Raw genomic sequence first — 21,042 nt, 5'->3', positions numbered from 1 at the left:
GGAGAGGCTGAGCGGCAACCGTTCGCGCAGCGTAGCCGACTGTGCGTGCGTGATCGGTCAACTCCCGTCGCGCCCGCACGAAGTTTGCGCATCAGGCGCTTCCGCTGGCAGCAGAGCGTTCGGGATTCGCGGTGCAGTCAGTTCTCAGGAACCTCAGCCAATGCATGTCCAGTTGCCGCCAGCGGATTAAGGCTTAAGAAATCACGCGCGGTAGAGTGTGTGCGGTGTATGGCTGAGTATTTCGGCACCGCGCTCCGTCACTACAACATGCTCGCTTGTCCCAAGCAGATAACCGCCCTCCCCACACAGAATGATTGGCATATGCAACGTCATTCCGACCTGGAGGACGTCTGTCGCATCCGGCTCCAAGCTCAGATTCCCGCGTTCCGTCCAATTGATGCCGGTCTGGTATCCGACCCGGTGGTTAAGAACCTTCGGACGCGCAGATCGCTCGATTACCTTCCGGCCGGCAGCATCTACCTCGCCTGCGGTTGCCCCTGGCTTAATCGCTCCAATTACCGCATCGAGGGCCTCCACCGAAAGGGCGTGCAAAGATTCCGTCTCAGGATGCCTGCCGAGCACGGCGGTCCGGACGAGTCCCGCCGAATAGCCCTGCTTGAGACCGCCGAGTTCCATGAAAGCGGGCTCATTGTTTCCGATCGGGTGGTCCATCGGGCTTCCGTGCGACAGCTTCGTTCGCTCGCCGAACAGCAGAGTCGTCGCAGGCGCCTGGAGTTCGCCGCCGGCTTTTTTAACTTCCCGGTTGATCTCCGCTGCCACTTCAGATTCGGTGACGCCCTCCCGCAGTGAAAGCTGAAATGTGCGCACGGCCATGTCGGTTAAGACCATCGCAGCGCGCATGGCTTGGAGCTCGAGATCTGTCTTCACGGCCGCTACAGATGCGACCAAGCGGGTTGCATCAATGACCCTCGCCTCGGGAATTTGCGCCTGAATGGCGGTTACGTCGGCTGGTGCCAGATTCCAGCAGCCTAGCTCAAAGCCTAACCTTTTGTTCTGCAGTCCAAAACGCCGAAGCGTATCGGCGCAGACTCTGGCAAAGTCGTTCTGCTCGGTATAAGGAACGATCTCATCGACGCAGCTCTCAGCACGAACGGCGCCCAATTCGTACTCGCGCGCGACCAACGTCGGCGTCCGCCCCGGCGCGAGGATCAGCGGGAAAGGCGCGAAATATCCGCCTTTTCCACAGTATCCGGTGAGATACTGCAGGTGCCCATGGGCGGTAACGAGGAGTCCGTCGAGTTTAGCGCGCGCTATCGCCTCGAGCACCTTCTGCTGCCGGCGCTCGTATTCCGATTTCGGGAACGGGGTCCCGGTTAGAGGGATCGCAGACGACATCATGATATCCTTAACTCCTTTTTCAATTCGCCGTTTTGTTCAAGTCGATCAGCAAGCGTCCGGTCCTGCCAGACGGCTGCGAGTAGAACACCTTGATGGGTTGGGGTCGTCAGAATTATCCGCCGATTTTGACATCCATGGAGGTCGTTTTCAGAACTCCCTACAGCGCTTCTTTACGCACCGCCAATACGTGAGACTCTGATGCCGACCATATCCAGAATTAGACCATGCCGGCCGAGGAATTACCGAGAAGCCGACATTGCCGTCAACAAATGGCTGTTCCGCGATCCATTTGCTGCACTCGTCAGTGACGGTGAGGGCGAGCTGGCCCGACCTGTGTGGCGAAAATGTAATGGCTGCGGAGTCCACTAGCAATCACCCGAAAGGAAGTAATCGATTGCCTGGCGATGCACCTGATGGCATCGCCAGAGGACCATTTCCTTCCAGTCAGAGGCTTCCGGATAAAAATATGACTTTACCGCGCCTCTAATCCTACAGCCCAACTCCGACGTTACGGCATCGGGTTCATGAGTAAAAAGCCAAAGATCTTTGGAAATGATGAGACGTCCCCGGGGAGAAGGATATGTTCCGAACTCCGGGGTAACATATGTATGTCTATCACCAAGAAGTTGCTGCCAAAATTCATCCTGCGTGCCTGGAATAGACACAGAAGACGAATCTCCGATGACGGGGGACGTAACAGAGCTCCCAAATATTCTTAGCGCTCGCCTATAGCCTTGTTCGCCAGAAGACAATTCACACTGGATCTCTCCGTACCCGTAGGGGCCAAGTCCAGTGTGATAGTCCACTATGATGACCTTCTCGCGTTCCTTCACATTAAAGTCGGCCGCAATACGTTCAAGCGTACGCCGCTCCTCAGTTGGCTTCCTTCCTCCGTAAAACAGGCCCCCAGGACGTGTATATTGCCCCCCTGCCAAAGCCATTCTGAAGTTGAGGTCACCCATCCGCTCATGGGCAGTTTTAAGGGCTGCTTCCGCACGATTGAGCGTCTCTTCCTCGAGATCAGAGGGGATGAATAGATCTGCCAAACGTTCATATTCATGGTTCTCTGGCAGGGGTTTGCTGAAGTCCACAAAATTGCGGTTTAGGTCAACATGCTCCGCCGTGAACCGCCGATCCCATGCAAATCCATAGGCGCCAAGGGCATGAATCATAAGGACAGCGGTCGATGGCGGAAGCATCTCTTGAAACTTGTGCGTCAAGAAGAGCAGTTGAGCAGCAGAACCTGTGTAACCTTCAACTCCGTGGGTTCCGGAAACTAGTACCAGCATCCGACTGGCGTTAGCAGGTCCGAAATACGCCACATCAGTATAAAGATCATCGCCAGATGGCCCGAAATGATCATATTTATATTGTTTGGAGTTAGGCGCCGCAGAGATAAATTTACTACGTGCTTCTTGATAGCTGTCGGAAAACAAAAGCGGTACGTGTAGCTTGGCTATATCGAAACTCATTTTGCTTACCTTATTTGTTGACGTTGGCTGATGGGTTTTACGAGCAGAATCCGGCTCGATTGCCCCGCTATTAGGGTGCAACGCGCTAGTGGAATTCTTGTGCCTTGTCCGCCGCTGCCGCCGCTATTGATCGAAACTCATCGGCGCTGAGCTCGCCGACTTGCTCCAGCAACCTTGGCCACGCAGATAGACCTTCAGCCAGCGAAGCCAATCGGAAGAATTCGTTGGGAGCATGAATATCCTCATCAGATAAGGCAAAGCCGAACATAAGCGTCTGAATTCCAAACAGCTCTTCAAATATGGCGGTGATGGGAATGGACGCACCCAGACGGACAAGCACCGGCTCTTTGCCCGCCCCAGACAAGACTCTTTTAGCGGCAACAAGAAGGGGATGTCCGGTCGGCAGGTAGAAGGCGCGACTTCCCGTACCCGGGTCATCGATCAAGAGCTCAACGTCCAGCGGGCAAACTGTAAGCAAATGAGCCTTAAGTGCGTTCAACACTTGACGGGGATCCTGGCCCGGCACGATTCTCAAAGACAGCTTAGCGTGGGCTGTGCTTGGGATCACTGTCTTGCCGCCGGCGCCGGTGTAACCTCCCCAGACCCCGTTTACGTCTAACGCCGGCCGAAGCGTAAGCCGCTCACGTATCGAGAACCCCGCTTCCCCATGAGCCCGCGCTCCAACGTCTTTGACAAAATTGGAGTCGTCGAAGGGAAACTTGGCCGTTTCAGCTCGTGCACTTTGGCTCACAGAAGACACAGGCGGCAACAATCCTGGAACTGCGATCGCACCATCCTTGTCATGCAAAGAAGCAATGACCCTCGCCATTTCATGCACGGCGTTGCGAACCGCGCCCCCGTGCAGACCAGAATGAAGGTCCTTATCGGCAGTTCTAAGAGAGAACTCAAATTCCACAATCCCACGCAAAGCGACATTAATCGTGGGAATTGTGGAATGCATCCGCGAGTCATCGGTGGAGATCATCCCATCAGCTTGCAGTAGGTCGCTGTACAGTTCCACAATCGTTCGCAAACTAGGACTATTGATTTCCTCTTCCCCTTCTAAAAATACCTTCACGTTCACTGGACACGAACCTCGGGCTTTCAGAAAGGCAGCGATAGTCTCAAGCGCGATTGCGGTGGATCCTTTGTCGTCAGATGCGCCTCGGGCGTATAGCCTTCCGCCTCGTACGGTTGGTTCGAAAGGTGGCGTTATCCATTCTTCCAGAGGATCGGGGGGCTGGACGTCATAGTGTCCATAAATTAGCAACGTGGGTTTCCCGGGAGCGCCGGTCCAAGCACCATAGACGGCGGGATGCCCCCCTCCATCGAGAAGCTGGACATCGCTCAAGCCCATGCTGTTGAGCCAGTCTATCAGAAACGTTTGTGCGGCACGCATTCCTCCTGCGAAAGCAGGGTCCGTGCTCACACTTGGAAAGCGCAAGAAGGCACAAAGTCTATTGGTAATTTCGGTTTGTCGGCCGAGCAAATCCTGTACTATTGCATCAATGTGCATTGGCTTCTCCTAGCAGACACACTGAATCTTTGCGCCGGTTGAACCAAACGAATCGAGTGCCCTGCCCTCGGACTATGCGGGATACCTATTACATCTCCCTGCTCCACGACGTCGAACACCGAGTGGCGAGGTTCAAAGTTCCCTGGTGCGGGCGATTTCAACTCATCAGACGGATGCGTTTCGAGTGTTTGGCCGGACTTCTGTTCACGGAAGGTAGGGTACTCGGCCTTACCCTCGACCAACCCGAGCGCGATGATCGCGTTGCGTACTCTAGCTTCGTCGATCGCGAGATCGTTCGCGCCGATCGTGCTACCGCCGAATTCAGCGCAAACAAATACCTTGCCCTGGTGTTGGGCCACGATACCGAACATGCGAGCCGTCTCCCGGCAATCGGGTGCGTTGTTGGCCGCCGGCGGAAGATCCCACCTTAGTCCGAAGCTGTGTAGATCGAATACCGTGTCGGCCATTGGGAACAATATGCGCGAGACAGCATCCGCGAGTTGTTCGGTCACTGATCCGCCGGCGCAGCCCCGAAACACGCGATTGAGGTTCAACCCATCGAGGGGAGTGTTGCGGCTCGATGCCTGCACGGCCAATGGATTGAGCACCGGCACGACGATGACGCTTCCATAGCTTTGTGCCTCTGTCAGCCAATCGATAAGTCGTCTCGCGACAATTGGCCCTTCCAATTCATCGCCATGATTTCGGCCGGTGAAAAGAAGGCGGGGTCCCACTCCTTTGTTAACACTGAATATCGGAAGCCAAAGCTCCCCTAGGTCGGAACCTCCCGTGACAACAAGATGCCCCCTGCTTACGCCAGGCGTATCGGGATCCAGCGTAAGGCGTGGTGCTTCGCTCATTATTCAAATCAACCTATTGCGCGCATTCGGGCGAAGAGCCGCCGGGGCACGCTAGCTGCTGTGCGGTTTTGCATTCTCCCGCTCTATAGATATGCGCCACACGGCCTTTAATTCGCCAATATAATGTCCCGGAAGGTGCCATCGCGTTTCTAGATGGAAACCTTAGACGGAGCCATGCCTTCGCCGATGTGCCAAGGTAAGATCACAGCGCTCGCGGCCTCAGCCAGGCACGGTTGCCGGCTGCACTATCGTTAGGGGTCGGCGCCATCTCGCGACCAGATGGCTGGATACATAAACTGAATTTGACCCGTCACAGCTGGGGGTCGATGATTGGTCCAGCAATGCCGGGAGCCAAAGCGCGACCGTAGCGTGGCAAACCTAGACTGGGAAGTCGAGCAAGCCCTAGGAAGCGGTTGTGGGTGGACCTGACCATCAATAATCGAGAGAAGAACAAAATCCGGGGCTTTCGTGATCAATTGGGTCAAACACTGCAACGGGAGAAAGCAATGAACCCTATTTTAAATCGTAGACTTTTTATCCAGGTAGCGTCGTCCGCTGTCGCGGCTGGCGCGTTATCTTCCGTCGCTACCCGATCTCTGGCGCAGTCGTCGGGCGAGTTGCGAGTCTTGGTCAACGGCGGTGAAGTCGGAAAGTCGAACATTGAAGCGTATGTGAAGCCGTTTGAAGCCGAGACTGGTATAAAGGTGACTCCCATTACCCAAGACTTCGACTTCGCGAAGCTTGAGCTCATGGTCAAAGCACACAACGTCACGATTGACGTAGGCCCCATGTCTCCGGGCGGGGCGCTTCCTGCAGGCGCTAAAGGCTACCTCGAGAAGATCGATTACTCGATTTACAAAAAGGAAGAGCTCGATGGCATCTTTGACTTCGCCAAGGATCCGTTTGGCGTCGCATCGCTCATTTATTCTTATAATATGGTCTATAATACGAAGAAGCTCTCGCCTGACAAGCGACCCGCCAACTGGGCTGAGTTCTGGGACGTCGCAAAGTTTCCCGGTACCCGATTCCTCGTGTCGGGCCAGTATGGATCTGAAGGGCCCTGGGAGGAGGCGTTGATGGCAGACGGCGTCGATCCCGGGAAACTTTATCCGATGGACATCGATCGCATTTTCGCGAGCCTCGACAAGATAAAACCACATATCCGCAAGTGGTGGACCAATGGGTCAGAGATCCAGCAGTTGATGAATGGTGGAACTGGCGATGTTATGAATTCCTATGACGGCCGGGCCATCTCATTAATTGACAAGGGGTCACCTATCGAAATAAGCCGCAATCAGGCCAAGCTGACCTGGGACTATTGGGTAATCCCAAAAGGAGGCCCTAATACGCAAAACGCTCAAAGGTTTGTTGAATTCGCCACCCGGGCCGAGCGCCAAGCGGCCTTCTCCAAACTTTACCCAGAAGGTCCCAGCAACCGCAACGCGTTCAAGTTGATACCGGATGATGTGGCTCGTAAGCTACCTACCCACCCTGACTACATGACGAAAAGCATACCTATACACGGAGGATGGTATGCCGAAGTCGGATCGGATGGGCTGTCGAATACGCAGAGGCTCGCTCAGCGCTGGAGCGAGTGGATTCTTCGATAGATCCAGAGCAGTGAATTGGTCGGCGAGGCAGCATCATCTTTGCGTGCTGGTTCGCCGATCTCTGATATTCTAGAGGAACGACCATGTCGGACGCCCTTGTTTTTGCCAAGATGGAGTCCCCTCGCAGAAACCCGTCCAATCTGGATCTTGGCAGCCGCCAAGGCAATGTCACCGTGTCCGGCCGCCGTATCGAGGATAACGCATTGGAACAGAGCTCAATTCCAGCCCAGATTGAATTTCGCAACGTTACCAAGATGTACGGGCAGGTTGCCGCAGTCCAAGATCTGTCCCTGACAGTCCGGCGCGGCGAGTTCTTGACCATTCTCGGTCCGAGTGGTTCGGGCAAGAGCACGGCGCTGATGCTGCTCGCCGGCTTCGTAGCGCCCACTGAGGGCGACATTCTGATCGCTGGAAATTCTGTCGCCGCGGTCCCGTCCTACCGGCGGGACCAAGGCATCGTGTTCCAAAGCTACGCGCTGTTTCCGCACCTCACTGTGCGTCGCAATCTCGAATTTCCGCTCGAAATGCGTGGTGTCAAAGCAGGCGATAGGCTAAAACGGGTGGATCGCATCCTCGAGCGCGTGCACCTGAAGGACTTCGGCGGCCGCATGCCCTCGCAATTGAGCGGCGGCCAGCAGCAGCGCGTGGCGCTTGCTCGCGCGCTGATCGCCGATCCACCGTTCCTCCTGCTCGACGAGCCGCTTGGCGCCCTTGACCGTAATCTCCGCGAGCAAATGCAGATCGAAATGAAGAGCCTGCACAAAGAGTTCGGCATCACTACCATATGCGTGACGCATGACCAAGAGGAGGCACTCACCCTGTCAGATCGCATCGTAGTCATGCGGGCTGGGCGGATTGAACAGACCGATAGTCCGGAAGCCCTTTATGATCGGCCAGCATCCCGCTTCGTGGCAAATTTTCTTGGCGAGGCCAACATCCTCGAAAATCTCGGTTGTGACGTGGAATCCAATGCGCCGCAGCCGCCCGGCACGGTGCCCATGATCCGGCCGGAGCGCATCTGCGTGGCCGTCCCCGGGGCGCCGACCCGCTCCGATGAGCGCCAGCGCCAATCCGTTGCCGGCACCGTCGAAGACATGATCTATGCCGGCCCGTTGCGGAAATACCATGTTCGCGTCGGGAGCAGTGTGCTCGTCGCGCGCGAGCATGCCGCCTCGGGGCAGCAGATCTTCCGACAGGGAGACACAGTCCAGCTCGATTGGCTGCAGTCTGACGTCCGCTTCGTCGAAGCGTGAAGCCTCCGGGGAGATGCGCGAATGCAAATGCTTCAGAAATTGGGCCGAATGCCAATTGTACTCACCGTGCCAGCCTTTGTCATTTTGTTCGTCGTTTTCGGGATGCCGATCGTTCAGCTCTTCCTGACCAGCATCAATGCGCCGGACTTTTCGATCGTCAGCTACCTTGCATTTTTCGGCCAGACAGCAAATGTCAGAGTTCTTTACCAGACGATCGAGATCAGCGTGGTGGCCACGGCGATTTGCCTAGTCATTGGCTACCCCACGGCCTACCTGATCGTGACTGCTTCGAAGCGCCTGCGTATGGCGCTCATCGTTTTAGTCGTAATCCCCTATCTGACCAGCGGGTTGGCGCGTACCTATGCATGGATAATAATTCTTGGCGATGGAGGCTTAATAAATAATCTGCTGGTTGAACTTGGGCTGATTTCGAGTCCTCTGCCGCTCATCTACAACCGTGTGGCTGTCTATATAGCCATGGTGCATATTATGCTGCCTATGATGATTTTGCCTCTCGTCAGCGTCATGATGGGCATTGACAGGTCGCTGATGGCCGCCGCGCGCAGCATGGGCGCGCGACCGATCACCGCTTTCTGGCGTGTGTTCTTCCCCCTCAGTTTGCCAGGCGTACGCAGTGGCTCCCTGTTGGTCTTTGTAATCTGCCTCGGCTTCTACATAACGCCGGCCGCCGTAGGCGGGCTACGCGATGCTATGCTGTCAACCTTCATAGCCTCGCAGTTCACGACCGGCTTGGATATGGCGCCCATTGCAGCTTCTTCCTTCATTCTCCTGGCGATCGCCGTGGTCGTGCTCTCGATCGTCGGGCTCGACCTCTCGGGTACTCAGCAGCACGCGATGCAAGCCGCGCCGAAGGCTCGGCAAAGTTGGCTCTCCTGGTTCGGCACGGTGAAACGCTATTTCGGCGAGCTTCCCGTTTCTTCACGTGCCAAGCGATGGAGGGCCCAACTCTATCAGACTGGAGGCAGGAGCCGCTGGTCAAAACTCGCTGGACCGGCGTTTGTCTTCCTGGTCTTGTTATACCTCTTGTTTCCCGAAGTCGTCGTTATCATCATGTCGTTCAGCGCGGGGTCGCTTTTGGAATTTCCGCCATCGGGCCTTTCCATGCGGTGGTATCGTTCGTTCTTCGACGATCCGGCCTGGTACGGCGCCGCCTGGACTAGCATCCAAATAGGGGTGGCGGTCTGTACCCTGTCAACTATCGTCGGCACCCTCGCCGCCTATGGGATCAGCCGCATCCGGCCGAAACTGCGCGGCCCACTAACCATGCTGATGCTGACTCCGATTACCATTCCGGTTATCGTTGTGGGCGTGACGACATACTTTGGGCTGGTCAATCTCGGACTGATCGGTTCGAAGACAGGCATCATCCTGGCGCACAGCATCGGTGCCATCGGCTATGTCGTTGTGATAGTCTCGGCAACACTGGCAAATTTTGACCGAAAGCTGGAGCAGGCAGCTATGAGCATGCGTGCCGGGCCGCTGCAAACCTTTATCAGGGTGACGTTACCCTTGATCCGGCCGGGCATTATCGGCGGCGCCGTGTTCGCGTTCATTCACTCCTTTGACGAGGTCGTCGTCACCTCATTGGTCGGCGGATTTTCAGTCTACACCCTGCCGCTGAAAATGTGGGAGAACATACGAAACCAGATCGACCCTACAGTCGCCGCAGTGGCGTCGCTGTTGACGTTACTGCCGATGCTCTGGCTGATTGTCCTCTACGTTATGTGGTGGCGGTCGAGGCAAACGAGCCGGCTGCACTTCCAAAGTTCTTAGCTTAGACGTCATGTGGAAAGCCACCGTCAAGCGGCACTGAGCGGACTATCCCGGCGTTCGATAGGTTCCGCCTTTGGCCATCAATGCCCACACGATGCGCGCCGTCTTGTTGGCCAAGGCGACGATGACCAGCATGGGTGGCTTGCGCTCAAGCATCCGCGAAAGCCACGGATCCCCGGTCGATCCCTTCCGCATGGCCCAGCGCACAGCGGCGCTGGCCCCAATGATCAGCAGCCGTTGCAGGGTTCGCTCGCCCATGCGGGATGTCTCGCCGAGCTTTTGCTTGCCGCCCGAAGAACGTTGCAGCGGCGTTAGTCCGAGCCATGCCGCGAAGTCCCGGCCTCTCTTGAAGGTCTGAGCGGACGGGGCCAACGCGGCAAGCGCCGTCGCGGTGATCGGTCCTATACCGGGAATCGTCATCAAGCGCTTGGCTTCCGCATCCTCTCTGGCGCGCCGGCTAATCTCTCGGTCGAGCTCGGCCACTGTGGCATCCAGCGCCCGCAACTGCTCAACGAGTAAAGACAGGATCGGGCGGGCGGCTTCGGGGATGGTGGGGTCCATCTGCTCGATCGCCGTAACAAGTTTAGTGACGTGGAAGAGGCCTTGCGCAGCCACAAGTCCAAATTCCGCAAGATGGCCGCGTATTGCATTGAACGTCTGGGTCCGCTGGCGAACCACAAGATCGCGGACGCGGAACACAATGGCCGCGGCCTGTTGCTCTTCGCTCTTCAGGGCCACGAACCGCATGGTCGGCCTCTGGGCCGCTTCGCAGATCGCTTCCGCGTCAGCTGCATCATTCTTTTTGCCGCTTGACGAAAGGCTCGACGTAGCACGGAGCGATCAGCCGGACGCCATGACCCAGCTTCGCGATCTCCCGCGCCCAATTAATGGCTGCCGGCACACGCCTCCATCGCCACCGTGCAAGCCGGCTGCTCAGCTAGGAACCGAAGTAGTCCAACATGGACGCCTCCGTTCAAGTGATGATCAACGACACCACTTTGGCACAGCGATGCCGTGAGGGGGCGTCCACATGGGGTAATCGCGGGAGCGACGCGCCCTGGAACCGATCATAGCCTTGGAGGGTGGCTGTTCCCCGATAAGATGGAAATACGGGCTCACGACTGGACGCCGGGCCCAGCATCAACGGAGAACAGCCATGGAAGAATATATCGGTCTCCGACGTGTCGATGAAAGAGACAGCAGTGTCGATCCGCCGTGAAGGCGAACGATCTGGCGCGGGGGGTGCGCATCTTGATCCCAGGATCATTGCCGAGCTTGTCCGCAAGCGGGCGCCGGCCGCAAAGCGCGTCGTGTTCGAGACTGGACCTCTTTCCGTCTGGTTCTATCATGCGCTGGCGCCGCGGGATTGCCAGCCATCTGCATCGATGCGCGCCTTGCCAAAGCCGCTCTCGATATGGCGGCGAACAAGACGGATGCGAATGACGCCGATGGTTTGGCGCGTCTTGCTGAAGCAGGGTTCTTTCGCGAGGTGCGCGTGAAAGGTTTCGACAGTATGTTGACCCGCACGCTCGTGGCAGCACGCACGCGGGTGGTCCGGATCACCGTCGAGCTTTCCAACCAGATCCGAGGGATCATGAAAACGTTCGGCTTGCTCGTTCCCGCCGGTAAGGGAACTACATTCGAAAGGAAGATCCGGAGCCTTCTTATCGATCAGAGCGAGCTTGCTCCTGTCGTGCTACCGATGTTGGAAGTTTGGCGCAGCATTCGCATCCGTGCCGCCGAGCTTGGGCGCCAGCTTGTCGCAGATGCACGTCAAAGCCAAGCATGCCGCATACTCATGTCGATCCCCGGCATCGGCGCCATTACCGCAACCTCGTTCGCCACTGCCATTGAAGATCCGGGCAACTTCAAGACGCCCCGATCTGTTGGCGCCTGGATAGGCCTGACGAAGCGCCGCTACCAATCCGGAGAAGTCGATTATGATGGCCATATATCCCGACGCGGCGACCGCCATTTGCGAGGGCTTCTCTACGAAGCGGCGTCGGTTATTCTGACGCGTAGCTCAACCGAGAGCACCCTGCGGACATGGGGTCTCCAGCTCCGGGAGAGGATCGGCTTCAAACGAGCTGCCGTGGCTGTGGCGCGCAAACTGGCGGTGATTATGCATTCGATGCTCAAGACCGGCGAGTTCTTTAATCGAAATGCAGGCGCCATAGCATGAAAGCTTGCGAATAGCGTTCAGGATCTGAGCGCCTGAGACGTCCCTGCCGGGACGTGAGCCGAGCCATTCCGCTGATGGGGTTGCACCGCTGTCTCAGCAAAGTGCGTCATCCACATCGAAGGCTCGTCCGCGGAGCTCCATCATGCGGCGACTGATGTCGACCGCGAAGATAACCATGCACCCGGCAGCGTCGTCTCGACGGAATCACATGCTTGACGTCCCAGCGGCGATTAGACAAACCCATCAACCTGCCCGCCCACAAGGCCGCCGGCGTGCGCGACGCGATTGAGGCCGCAGGCGCGAGCCTGCTCTACCTGCCGCCTTACAGTCCCGACTTCAATCCGACTGAGAACGCCTTCGCCAAACTCAAGGCGCTGCTGCGAGCAAAGGAGGCATACTGAGACCAAGACTTGCACGATTTTGCACAGGGGGCCTGCGAGCCGCCGCGTATGAGAACTCCGCACAGGCTCCAGTACCGCTATAAACCTCCCGGCGATGTCACCTTCCACCCACTGGCCGCGGTTCTTTAGAATATCAAATGGGCCCAGGCCGCGTCATCGACGCCGAAATTGATGAACCAGTGGAACAGAAGGTCTCGTACTCCTGCCGCTCCATCGCTCCTCAAAAGCCGCTCTGGTCGGCTCCAGTAGAACGCCTGCAGCAGCCGCTCGCAGCAGTTTTCCCGCCAAAATATTTGGCCACCACATCGTCGAATCCATCCCCGCCAAAGCCCGCTTCAATGCCGCCAGACCTCGTCAAAATCGCCAGAACGCGGCGTGACGGATGATCGTGTCAGGGGCGCCTCCAGATCAGCGTAGCTGAACAACTCACCAGCTCGTCTCCACCACGCACCATTCGCTCTCGGATTCCCTTCGGAGACACAGAATCATCGCTACGGTAGGTGGCGAGTGGCCAAAAGCCTGCTAGACTCAATAGTTCACCCATTTTCGCGACGGGTTTTGCTTGAACGAGCTACTAAGAGGGGCATCGCAGGATGTCGGATCTGGTTGTCCCATTTCATTTAAGGCCAACGTGCTGGCGCATCGCACCCAATCCGCGCCGCCCCTGACGCCCTTCGCGCGGCTCCGGCCGCCGCCTCCACGCTCTCATCTCATCACAAGAAGACACCAATCTGCAAACTGAATTGGACGCCCGCGGCCACGGACTATCTACTGCCGAGCGAGAACATGGCACTAAGTTGCCGCCGTTAGGACACTCCAGATGAACCTGTGCTTTTTCGCAGCAGTTAACGAAACGTTTTCAGGACCAAGTATCCAGGCTGAACCCGTCAACCCTATGCGAAGCGCTACTCTCTTTGCCCGCATAGCATATAACCCGACGAAAGCCCCGGCGGTCTTCTTCGGTCGTTCGCCGTCACGCTGAGATGAGCGCGCGCCGGCCTACGCGGATCGACACGAATGATATCAGCGATCTGCCTGAACGACTCCAAGACATCATCCGGCGCCGGAACATGGTGCTCGGTCCTGGCTACCAGTTTTCCGAGACTATTCCGGTGGAGTTTGTATCGAGTTTTGGTGCCCACTTAATAGACATCGATGGCAATGACTATCTCGACGCGTTTAACAACGTGCAGGGTGTCGGCCACGCGCACAAGCATGTTGCGGATGCTGTTTCCCGCCAGATTGCCGCAGTCAACACTGATACACGCTACCCCCAGGAAGCCATGGTCGCCTATGCTGAGCGGCTACTTGCAACATTCCCAGCTGAACTGTCGAAGCTAAGCTTGCCCTGCACTGGATCTGAGGCAAATGACCTTGCGATTCGGGTCGCGAGGTTCCATACCGGCGGCGAGGGTATCATAGTTACTCGTTGGGCTTTTCACGGTCGCACTCGTGAGGTTGCGAGTTTTTCCCCAATGCTAGGCGCAGGATCGCCGCTCGGACCAAACGTCCGACTCATTTCCGCTCCTGACGTCAGGCTCCGCGCACCCGGGCAATCCCTCGAGAATTATATGCGGGATCAAGTGCGTGCCGCGATTCTTGATCTCGAACGGCACGGATACCGCCTAGCAGCCTTGGTTGCTGATTCTGCGTTCACCTCCGACGGCATTTTTACGCACCCTGTGGGCTTCATGCAGGCAATGGTCGACGAAGTTCATGCCGCTGGTGGCCTTCACATTGCCGACGAGGTTCAATCAGGGTTCGCTCAGCTAGGAGATTCCATGTGGGGGTTCAGTCGGCACGGGATAGTTCCTGATATCGTCACGATGGGCAAGGCGATTGGGAACGGTTTTCCCATCTCTGGCGTCGTCTTCCGCCCGGAGATATCTGACGAATTCGGACAGAAGGTCAGCTACTTCAACACATTGGGCGGCCGTTCGCTTTCTATAGCCGCGGCTTCCGCAGTGCTCGATGTGTTCGAGCAGGAGAATGTGCGTGAACGCGTTGCCGTGAACGGAGCGGCTCTGCTGACAGGGCTTGAAACGCTGACACGGGCTTCTCCTTTTGTTGCGGAGATCCGAGGCAGCGGGCTGTACCTTGGTGTCGAGATCGTCAAGGACAGAGAGACACTCAAGCCCGATCCTATTCGTTGCGAAAGCATCATCAAGAGCCTTCGCCATCGTCGCGTTCTGATCAGCCGGACCGGCGCCGCAGGTAACGTGTTGAAAGTTCGTCCTCCAGTCGCTTTCACCGCTGCCGACGTGAGCCGCTTCCTTGAGACCTTTGCCCTCGTAGCGAAACAATGGCTTTAGAGGAATTTAACACATGAACAAATCACCCGGCCCTGTGTTAGAACGGCTCTTGGAGGAGAGCAGCCTCCTTGCATCAACCCAACCTATCGACCCCTTGCTGTTGCAGAACATGGTTGAGGCTCACTATGGGCTCAATGGAAACTTTTCAATATTGGGCAGCGAAAAGGGCCATACGTTCAGGCTTAAGGCCAAAGCGAATGAATACCTTGTAAAGGTGTCACCGTCAGACGAGCCTGAACCAATTACGGCGTTGCAGATTGGAGCGATGCGCTATCTTGATGATGTCGCTCATGCCTTGCCCGTCCAGCGCATCAAGCCCACCCTTGACCATAGGGATAGCGTACCAATCGACGTAGGGGATGGAGCTTGTCGAATACTCAGCGTCTTCTGCTTTGTCGAAGGGCTGCTGTGGGAGCAAATGGAAGCCAACGTCGAGCAGTTAACCAAGGCGGGAGGGACGCTCGGGCGCCTAAACGTCGCGCTGCGATCATTTGAGCATCCGGCTGCCATGCGCAGCTTAGTTTACGACATTCGGCACTTTCTCCATTGGGGGGGGATTGTTGAGTACGTGCCAAACCCAAAGCACCGACTGCTGGCTCAACGGGTCTTCAGCCGGTTCGAAGAAGTCATGCAGCCGAGGCTGTCTAGCCTTCAAATGCAACTTATCCATGGTGACTATGCTCCCAACAATGTCGTAGCGGATCCGCATACGGATGCCTTCGTCACGGCCATTCTTGACTTTGGCGACACTGTCCATAGCGCCGTGATATTCGACCCAGCCAATACAGTCGCGCACCTTATCGGCCGCTCTCAGGATCACCCTTGGCAGGATGCCTTTGCGTTTGTGGCCGGGTACCAGCAGAGCCGGCCGATAAACGAAGCAGAACTTCCACTTCTGCCAATTGCGGCTCTCGCGCGGCTTACCATGCTCGCGTTGATAAGGTACTGGAAGGCTGAGCGCGCACCTGACCAGAGCGAGGAGCTACTCGCTAGTGCTGAGTATTACTGGAAGAACTTAGAGCGAGCCGTGGCCGTACCACTGGATGGCGTCGTTGCGCAACTATGCGGGCTGGCGCACGGATAAATTAACTTGCACCTCAGCAATCTCTTGCCTGCTTGGCGGCAAGTCCGTCCTTCGACAACAGAACGGGAGAATACTGTGATAATCAGAACTGTGCGTCCTGCAGATTTACCCCAGTTGAGAACGCTGTGCGACCAACAGGCCGCGTTGGAAGATGCCGTGATTGCAGATGGCTGATCTGAGCGGTCGATGGAACTCTGCGTTCTTTGGAACTCCTGCGCAATTATTTGGCTTGGTTTGCGATAAAGGAGATGGCTCTTCCGGTTCGCTTGGAGGATACATGACAGCCGCGATCAGGCACTTCAGTCGGTGATACCCCGTCTCTATCTCGATTGCATTTATCTCCGCCCCGAAACGCGGCGTTCAGGTCTTGGGGGAGCAATGTTTGGGATATTAATGGAATTTGCCCGTGAGAATGGCTGCTGAGACATCCAATGGCATACGCTCTTTGTCTAACGAAGGAGGAATTGCTTTTTACCACTCGCTCGGTGCAGTGCCGAATATGCGGTGGAGCCGATGGAGCCTCTCTGTCGACTAAACGCTAGAGCACGTCCGGTTTAATCCGGTTCATAGCCTGCGGCCTTGAAGTAGTTTGCGCATTCTGTTGGCGTAAAAAGGTCGACGAGCGCGCCGACGGTGTCCCATAGGGCCGCGATTGTCCGCTCGGCCCTCGCCCGCAGGAGCGCCTTGAGCTTTGCGAAGGCGTTTTCGATGGGGTTGAAGTCGGGGCTGTAGGGCGGGAGGAACATCAGCCTTGCACCGGCGGCTTCGATCGCGTCGCGCACGCCCCCGGACTTGTGCGCCGGCAAATTGTCCATGACGACGACGTCGCCTGGCGCCAGGGTTAGCGCCAGCACCTGCTTGACATAGGCGAGAAACACGACCCCGTTCATGGCGCCGTCGTAGACGAAGGGCGCGGTCATTCCGGTCAGCCTGAGCGCGCCGGTGAAGGTCGTGGTCTTCCAGTGGCCGTGCGGCACGCCTGCCCGGCAGCGTTCGCCGCGCGGCGCTCTTCCACGCAGGCGGCCATCTTTGTGGAGAGGCCGGGGTGAGTAGGCCGGAGGGATTTCACCTGCCGGCCTCTCGCAGAACGGTGCGTGAACCTCTCGATTCACACCGCTCCCATCAGGCAAACGTATTCGTTCCGAACGCCTTCCAGTGCACAAACAGTCCTGGATTTCCCGCGCCAGCTTTTTCACGAAGAGGCTGGCACGCGTCTTATGGGACTGAAAGCGCTTGAACTTACGCATGATCCACGCCCTGAGCTTCCGGTTGACGTAGCTGCCAGTCGAGCACCAAGCTCCGCCTTGAGGGCTTCTGCCTGCTGCTCGTTCCGGCAATGCACAAGACCATCGTCCGCATATCGACACCATGGAAGGTCAGGATGCGTCCGGGTCATCCACAGATCAAATGCATAGTGCATGAAGAGATTCGACAAGATCGGGCTGACAACGCCCCCTTGCGGGGTACCGCGTGTGCGCTCGACGACTTCCCCGTTCTTCTCCATCGGCGCTGCCAGCCATCTTTCGATGTAGAGCAGAGCCCACTTGCATGTGACGTGCTTCCTGACCGCCTTCAGCAGGAGATCGTGCGGAAGATTGTCAAACAGCCCTTTGACGTCGAATTCCAGAACCCAGTCATGCTTCCAGCATCGCTGACGCGTGACGCCAACTGCATCCAGAGCCGATTTTCCCGGCCTGTAGCCGTAGGAGTCTGGAAGAAAGAGGATATCCAAATCCGGCTCAATCATCTGCTTGACCACCATCTGTGCGATCCGATCGCTGACGGTGGGCACACCCAAAACCCTTTCGCCCCCACTCTTCTTCGGAATGGAGACAGCGCGAACCGGCGGCGGGAAGTACGTCCCTGAGGACATCCGATTCCAGACCTTGTAGAGGTTTCCTGCAAGGTCCTTCTCGAACATCTCCAGGGTCTGCCCGTCCACCCCGGCTGCGCCCTGGTTGGCTTTGACCGCTTTGTAAGCTTCGTACACTTGTCGTTTCGCAATTCGAAACGGCTTGTCTGTCGTATCTTGCGAAGTCATCCTGTTTCCAGTTGTTCCAAACAATACGACCACCTGATCCGACCCCTTTGCTCCGACCCCATTACAGGGCCCTCAACGCTCATACGGGTCGGTCCGCCCCAGTCTCCTGCATCGGTACACTCGCCTTGCGGTTTGCTCCGCTTGAGCTTCTCCCTTTGCATCAGGAGCCTGGTTCCTGCAGTTCCGCGTGAAAGCCTGTGTCCGACTCACGCCCCTCAACGCCGGTCGCCGCCCGCCCGGTCATCAGGCACCCGGCGGACTTGTCCCAGGATGACGAGACGGTCCTGGTTTCGACGACACTTACGTTCATAACGACGCGTCTTCGGAGGGTTCACTTTCGTTCGTCTTTCGGACATGCACCTGCTCGGATCTCGTCCGAACGTTTCATCTGACGCTCACCACCACGGCTCTTTACCGCAGCAGCTCGGAATGGTTTGAGACCTGCTCCTGAAAGCCGATCCCGGAGGGCCGTCCTCCATCATTCACGCAGCTTCACGTTACGGGGTTAGTTCATACTGAACTCCTTCCGTGCCTCTGCAGCACACTCTCATCGATGAAGACGAGCTTTGCCGGATCGAGGTCGAGCTGAACCAGTCCCGGCGCCGCTTCAGGATGTCGGGGCGATTTTGCTCCAGTGCGTGTGCGGACTTTTTTGAATGTCCAGCCGTGACCGCGAAGCCAGGCGCTCAAGGCGCTGCGGCTGATCCGCACCGACTGCTCGGCGACGAGCCGCTCCACCATCTCGTTCAGCGTGATGTCCTTGCGCTCCTCGATCATCCCGACGATGAAGGCTTCATGCGCATCGAGACGCGAGCCGCGCCGTCGTCCCTGCGGTCGCGGCGTCGTCTCGCCCCTCCTGACTCTGCCGATCCAGCGGATCGCGCTCGATATCCCGACACCGAACCGAGCCGCTGCCTGGCGGGCCGATGCTCCTTCACCCGCCGCCTTCACGACACGTGACCGCAGATCCTCACCAAGTGCTCTCGCCATCGTCCACGTCCATAAAGTGGACGTTGAATCAGTCAAACCGATTCGCGTCACATCACAATCGATTCATCGATCCCCGGACGTGCTCTAGTTCAAACCGGCTTTCGGCTCATGGGGAGGCGGTTGTCGCGAAGGGGAAGTCGCCGGCCCAGGAAAAGCAGCGTGCCTGTTCACGCTGTACGAAATAATCCGTAATTAAGTATCAGAGCTCATCGACATTGGTGAAAAAATACTCTCGTCTGCATTTATCGTCAGCCAAATTAGACCGGACAATTCGCTCTTCGTCAGCCAAATCAGCGAGTCATCGTCTTTAATTCCTAGGTTACTTAGGCGCAAGACGGAACCGTGCGGTTCTCTGTGAAGATAACCGTACTGATCTGCTACTCCCTTCTCGATAATCCATGTCGGGACAAGGGCATATATAAAGTCGGGCGACCATTTCGCCCAGGCCAACCCAAAAGCAATGCCTGCGAGCGCGCTCGGAAAGCCCTGCCCCCTAAAATCGTCACGGAGCCATAAGTCGCCGTGATACGCTACGATCCCGGCAATCTGCCGAGCGGCTGGGGCGTGGCAAGCACATGATGAATCGGAGCTGGCCATGCTCTTTGGATGAGCGTAGCAGCCTTTCAATGACTCAAGATGTTCGGCCAAGCTGGTGGTGCTTAGGTCGTCCATCCGCAGCGCCTGAACATGAGCTACTTGACCGGATCGATCTCGCCCGACTATCCAGAACGCGCGGCCAGACTCAAGCCATGAACAATCCGGTCGGAAGTTCGGATAGGTCGGCGCTTTGCCAACTACGTCTTTTGTAATATTTATATACTCATCAAAGTCGTCACCGACTTCGACTTCCATTCCAAGGCGACGAATCGTCGTGTGGATTGAGCAGATGTATCTTGAAACCTCGAGGCCAGTAATGCTTTTTGACGGCATGCTTATCCCTTTTGACAACGCCATACCTTATCGATGTTAGGACGTTTCCTTACGGAAGATACTACCTGCCCTGATAGTTGACCTAGTCTCTCGCTCCACCCTAGCTAGTGTCCGTCCATAAACGGCAAACTGTTGAAATTACTTGAGGAATCGGAGTTTTCCGCAGGAAAGCTCCGGCGGTTTCAGATACACTTTGGCATCATACCACTGATTCCAAGGCGTTTTCTGCCACCCCCGGAGCCGACAATGCGCCAAGAACGCACCGTCCAAGCCAGTGTATTCGATCTTTTCGCCGGACACGAGATCGGCCGTGAGCTGAAGGGCATGTCCGATTGGCTGAACGAGCAGCGTCACCTGACCGGGCTGGTGGCCGCCGACCTGCGCCGGCACGGGGTCAAGGAGACCGGCCGCGAGGGCCTGCCGGCGGAGGCGGTGCTGCGCTGCGCGCTGCTCAAGCAGCATCGCCAGCTCAGCTACCAAGAACTGGCTTTCCACCTGGAGGACTCCGCCTCGTTCCGGGCGTTTGCCCGGCTGCCATGGGGATGGAGCCCGAAGAAGTCGGTCCTGCACAAGACGATCAGCGCGATCCGGGCCTCGACCTGGGAAGACATCAACGAGGTGCTGCTTTCGAGCGCCCACCACGAGAAGCTGGAAAGCGGCAGGGTGATACGTGTGGACAGCACCGTCACCGCAGCCCTCATCCACGAGCCGAGCGACAGCAGCCTGTTGTGGCACGCCGTACGGGTGATGGTTCGCCTGCTGCGGCAGGCGGATAAATTGGGCAGCGGCGCGCTTTCCTGGCACGATCACTGCCGCGCGGCCAAGAAGCGGGTGCGGGCGATCCAATACACCTGCGGCCGCCCGAAACGGGTTCAACTCGATCGCGAATTGCTCGGGATCACCCGCACGACGCTGGGCTATCTCCGACAGGCGGCGGAGCGGCTGACCCCGGCGGCTGATCTGGACATTATCGTCTGGCAGGAGCAACTGCGCCACTATCGACCGCTGATCGAGCAGATCATCGCCCAGACCGAGCGGCGGGTGCTGGCCGGCGAGGCGGTGCCGGCCGCCGAGAAGCTGGTCAGCCTGTTCGAACCGCATGCCGACACCATCGTCAAGGGCGGCCGCGATGTCCATTATGGCCACAAGATCCTATGAGGAGGGTGGATAGCGACCTGCGCTGTGGCAAAGGTGAGGTTGCTAAACCCTAGACATCCTACCTTGGAGGCCGAGCATGC

General features: G+C 57.3%; 11 protein-coding genes and 6 pseudogenes. 8 read left to right on the top strand and 9 right to left on the bottom strand.

The annotated features are described in order from the left end of the window. Nucleotides 1-201: 201 nt before the first annotated feature. From NKI49_RS27830 to NKI49_RS27815, 4 genes are all read right to left on the bottom strand, one after another. Nucleotides 202-1,356, bottom strand: a complete 1,155-nt coding sequence (locus tag NKI49_RS27830) for a M24 family metallopeptidase (protein ID WP_502899601.1) — start codon at nt 1,354-1,356, stop codon at nt 202-204. Between the two features lie 368 nt (nt 1,357-1,724). After that, the gene (locus tag NKI49_RS27825) at nt 1,725-2,831 is read right to left on the bottom strand and encodes a DUF2817 domain-containing protein (RefSeq protein WP_352606643.1); all 1,107 of its coding nucleotides are present in this window, start codon (nt 2,829-2,831) and stop codon (nt 1,725-1,727) included. Between the two features lie 85 nt (nt 2,832-2,916). After that, nucleotides 2,917-4,347 (bottom strand): dipeptidase, encoded by a 1,431-nt coding sequence (locus NKI49_RS27820; RefSeq protein ID WP_352606645.1) that lies wholly within the window; start codon nt 4,345-4,347, stop codon nt 2,917-2,919. Beyond that, complete coding sequence (locus tag NKI49_RS27815) at nt 4,329-5,207, bottom strand: M14 family metallopeptidase (protein ID WP_352606647.1); 879 nt, start codon at nt 5,205-5,207, stop codon at nt 4,329-4,331. The genes NKI49_RS27820 and NKI49_RS27815 overlap by 19 nt, the downstream gene beginning before the upstream one ends. A 506-nt stretch (nt 5,208-5,713) precedes the next feature. Between NKI49_RS27815 and NKI49_RS27810 the strand changes: the two genes are divergently transcribed. The 3 genes from NKI49_RS27810 (at nt 5,714) to NKI49_RS27800 (ending at nt 9,864) form a co-directional block, all read left to right on the top strand. Continuing rightward, nucleotides 5,714-6,817: an ABC transporter substrate-binding protein gene (locus tag NKI49_RS27810; protein WP_352606656.1), complete on the top strand. Its 1,104-nt coding sequence runs from the start codon at nt 5,714-5,716 to the stop codon at nt 6,815-6,817. A 254-nt stretch (nt 6,818-7,071) separates the two neighbouring features. Next, nucleotides 7,072-8,070, top strand: a complete 999-nt coding sequence (locus NKI49_RS27805; protein WP_352606658.1) for an ABC transporter ATP-binding protein — start codon at nt 7,072-7,074, stop codon at nt 8,068-8,070. A gap of 21 nt (nt 8,071-8,091) precedes the next feature. Next, nucleotides 8,092-9,864: an ABC transporter permease subunit gene (locus tag NKI49_RS27800; protein ID WP_352606649.1), complete on the top strand. Its 1,773-nt coding sequence runs from the start codon at nt 8,092-8,094 to the stop codon at nt 9,862-9,864. Between the two features lie 45 nt (nt 9,865-9,909). Here NKI49_RS27800 and NKI49_RS27795 read toward each other — a convergent pair. Beyond that, a pseudogene (locus tag NKI49_RS27795) lies at nt 9,910-10,871 on the bottom strand (IS110 family RNA-guided transposase). Nucleotides 10,872-11,020: 149 nt separating this feature from the next. On the opposite strand from NKI49_RS27795, the pseudogene NKI49_RS27790 reads away from it, so the two are divergent. The 4 genes and pseudogenes from NKI49_RS27790 (at nt 11,021) to NKI49_RS27775 (ending at nt 15,843) form a co-directional block, all read left to right on the top strand. Next, nucleotides 11,021-12,046 (top strand): annotated as a pseudogene (locus NKI49_RS27790) (IS110 family RNA-guided transposase). A 245-nt stretch (nt 12,047-12,291) separates the two neighbouring features. Beyond that, nucleotides 12,292-12,435 (top strand): annotated as a pseudogene (locus tag NKI49_RS27785) (transposase); the annotation flags it as partial. Nucleotides 12,436-13,430: 995 nt separating this feature from the next. Next, nucleotides 13,431-14,759, top strand: a complete 1,329-nt coding sequence (locus NKI49_RS27780) for an aspartate aminotransferase family protein (protein ID WP_352606650.1) — start codon at nt 13,431-13,433, stop codon at nt 14,757-14,759. Nucleotides 14,760-14,772: 13 nt separating this feature from the next. Then, nucleotides 14,773-15,843, top strand: a complete 1,071-nt coding sequence (locus NKI49_RS27775; protein ID WP_352606651.1) for a phosphotransferase — start codon at nt 14,773-14,775, stop codon at nt 15,841-15,843. Nucleotides 15,844-16,397: 554 nt separating this feature from the next. Here the strand turns inward: NKI49_RS27775 and NKI49_RS27770 are convergent. The 4 genes and pseudogenes from NKI49_RS27770 to NKI49_RS27755 form a co-directional block, all read right to left on the bottom strand. Continuing rightward, nucleotides 16,398-16,885: pseudogene (locus tag NKI49_RS27770) on the bottom strand (IS630 family transposase); the annotation flags it as partial. Between the two features lie 150 nt (nt 16,886-17,035). Further along, a complete protein-coding gene (gene ltrA, locus NKI49_RS27765) occupies nt 17,036-17,884 on the bottom strand; it encodes a group II intron reverse transcriptase/maturase (RefSeq protein WP_352606652.1) in 849 nt (282 codons plus the stop codon). A gap of 537 nt (nt 17,885-18,421) precedes the next feature. Then, nucleotides 18,422-18,874, bottom strand: a pseudogene (locus NKI49_RS27760) (IS630 transposase-related protein); the annotation flags it as partial. A gap of 192 nt (nt 18,875-19,066) precedes the next feature. Further along, entirely contained in the window at nt 19,067-19,828 is a 762-nt protein-coding gene (locus NKI49_RS27755) for a hypothetical protein (RefSeq protein WP_352606654.1), read from the bottom strand. Nucleotides 19,829-20,050: 222 nt separating this feature from the next. On the opposite strand from NKI49_RS27755, the pseudogene NKI49_RS27750 reads away from it, so the two are divergent. Further along, a pseudogene (locus tag NKI49_RS27750) lies at nt 20,051-20,956 on the top strand (transposase); the annotation flags it as partial. Nucleotides 20,957-21,042: the final 86 nt, after the last annotated feature.

It is taken from the genome of Mesorhizobium sp. M0587 (genome assembly GCF_040320945.1).
Lineage (GTDB): Bacteria > Pseudomonadota > Alphaproteobacteria > Rhizobiales > Rhizobiaceae > Mesorhizobium.
The sequence above is the reverse complement of the archived record's forward strand: the minus strand, read 5'-3'. Positions and strand labels throughout refer to the sequence as shown.

Excerpts from the sequence above, each read along its gene's own strand:
- NKI49_RS27805 (WP_352606658.1), top strand. The coding sequence starts at position 7,072 with ATGTACGGGCAGGTTGCCGCAGTCCAAGATCTGTCCCTGACAGTCCGG.
- NKI49_RS27755 (WP_352606654.1), bottom strand. The coding sequence starts at position 19,828 with ATGGCGTTGTCAAAAGGGATAAGCATGCCGTCAAAAAGCATTACTGGC.
- NKI49_RS27810 (WP_352606656.1), top strand. The coding sequence starts at position 5,714 with ATGAACCCTATTTTAAATCGTAGACTTTTTATCCAGGTAGCGTCGTCC.
- NKI49_RS27830 (WP_502899601.1), bottom strand. The coding sequence starts at position 1,356 with ATGTCGTCTGCGATCCCTCTAACCGGGACCCCGTTCCCGAAATCGGAA.
- NKI49_RS27825 (WP_352606643.1), bottom strand. The coding sequence starts at position 2,831 with ATGAGTTTCGATATAGCCAAGCTACACGTACCGCTTTTGTTTTCCGAC.
- ltrA (WP_352606652.1), bottom strand. The coding sequence starts at position 17,884 with ATGACTTCGCAAGATACGACAGACAAGCCGTTTCGAATTGCGAAACGA.
- NKI49_RS27780 (WP_352606650.1), top strand. The coding sequence starts at position 13,431 with ATGAGCGCGCGCCGGCCTACGCGGATCGACACGAATGATATCAGCGAT.
- NKI49_RS27800 (WP_352606649.1), top strand. The coding sequence starts at position 8,092 with ATGCAAATGCTTCAGAAATTGGGCCGAATGCCAATTGTACTCACCGTG.
- NKI49_RS27775 (WP_352606651.1), top strand. The coding sequence starts at position 14,773 with ATGAACAAATCACCCGGCCCTGTGTTAGAACGGCTCTTGGAGGAGAGC.
- NKI49_RS27815 (WP_352606647.1), bottom strand. The coding sequence starts at position 5,207 with ATGAGCGAAGCACCACGCCTTACGCTGGATCCCGATACGCCTGGCGTA.
- NKI49_RS27820 (WP_352606645.1), bottom strand. The coding sequence starts at position 4,347 with ATGCACATTGATGCAATAGTACAGGATTTGCTCGGCCGACAAACCGAA.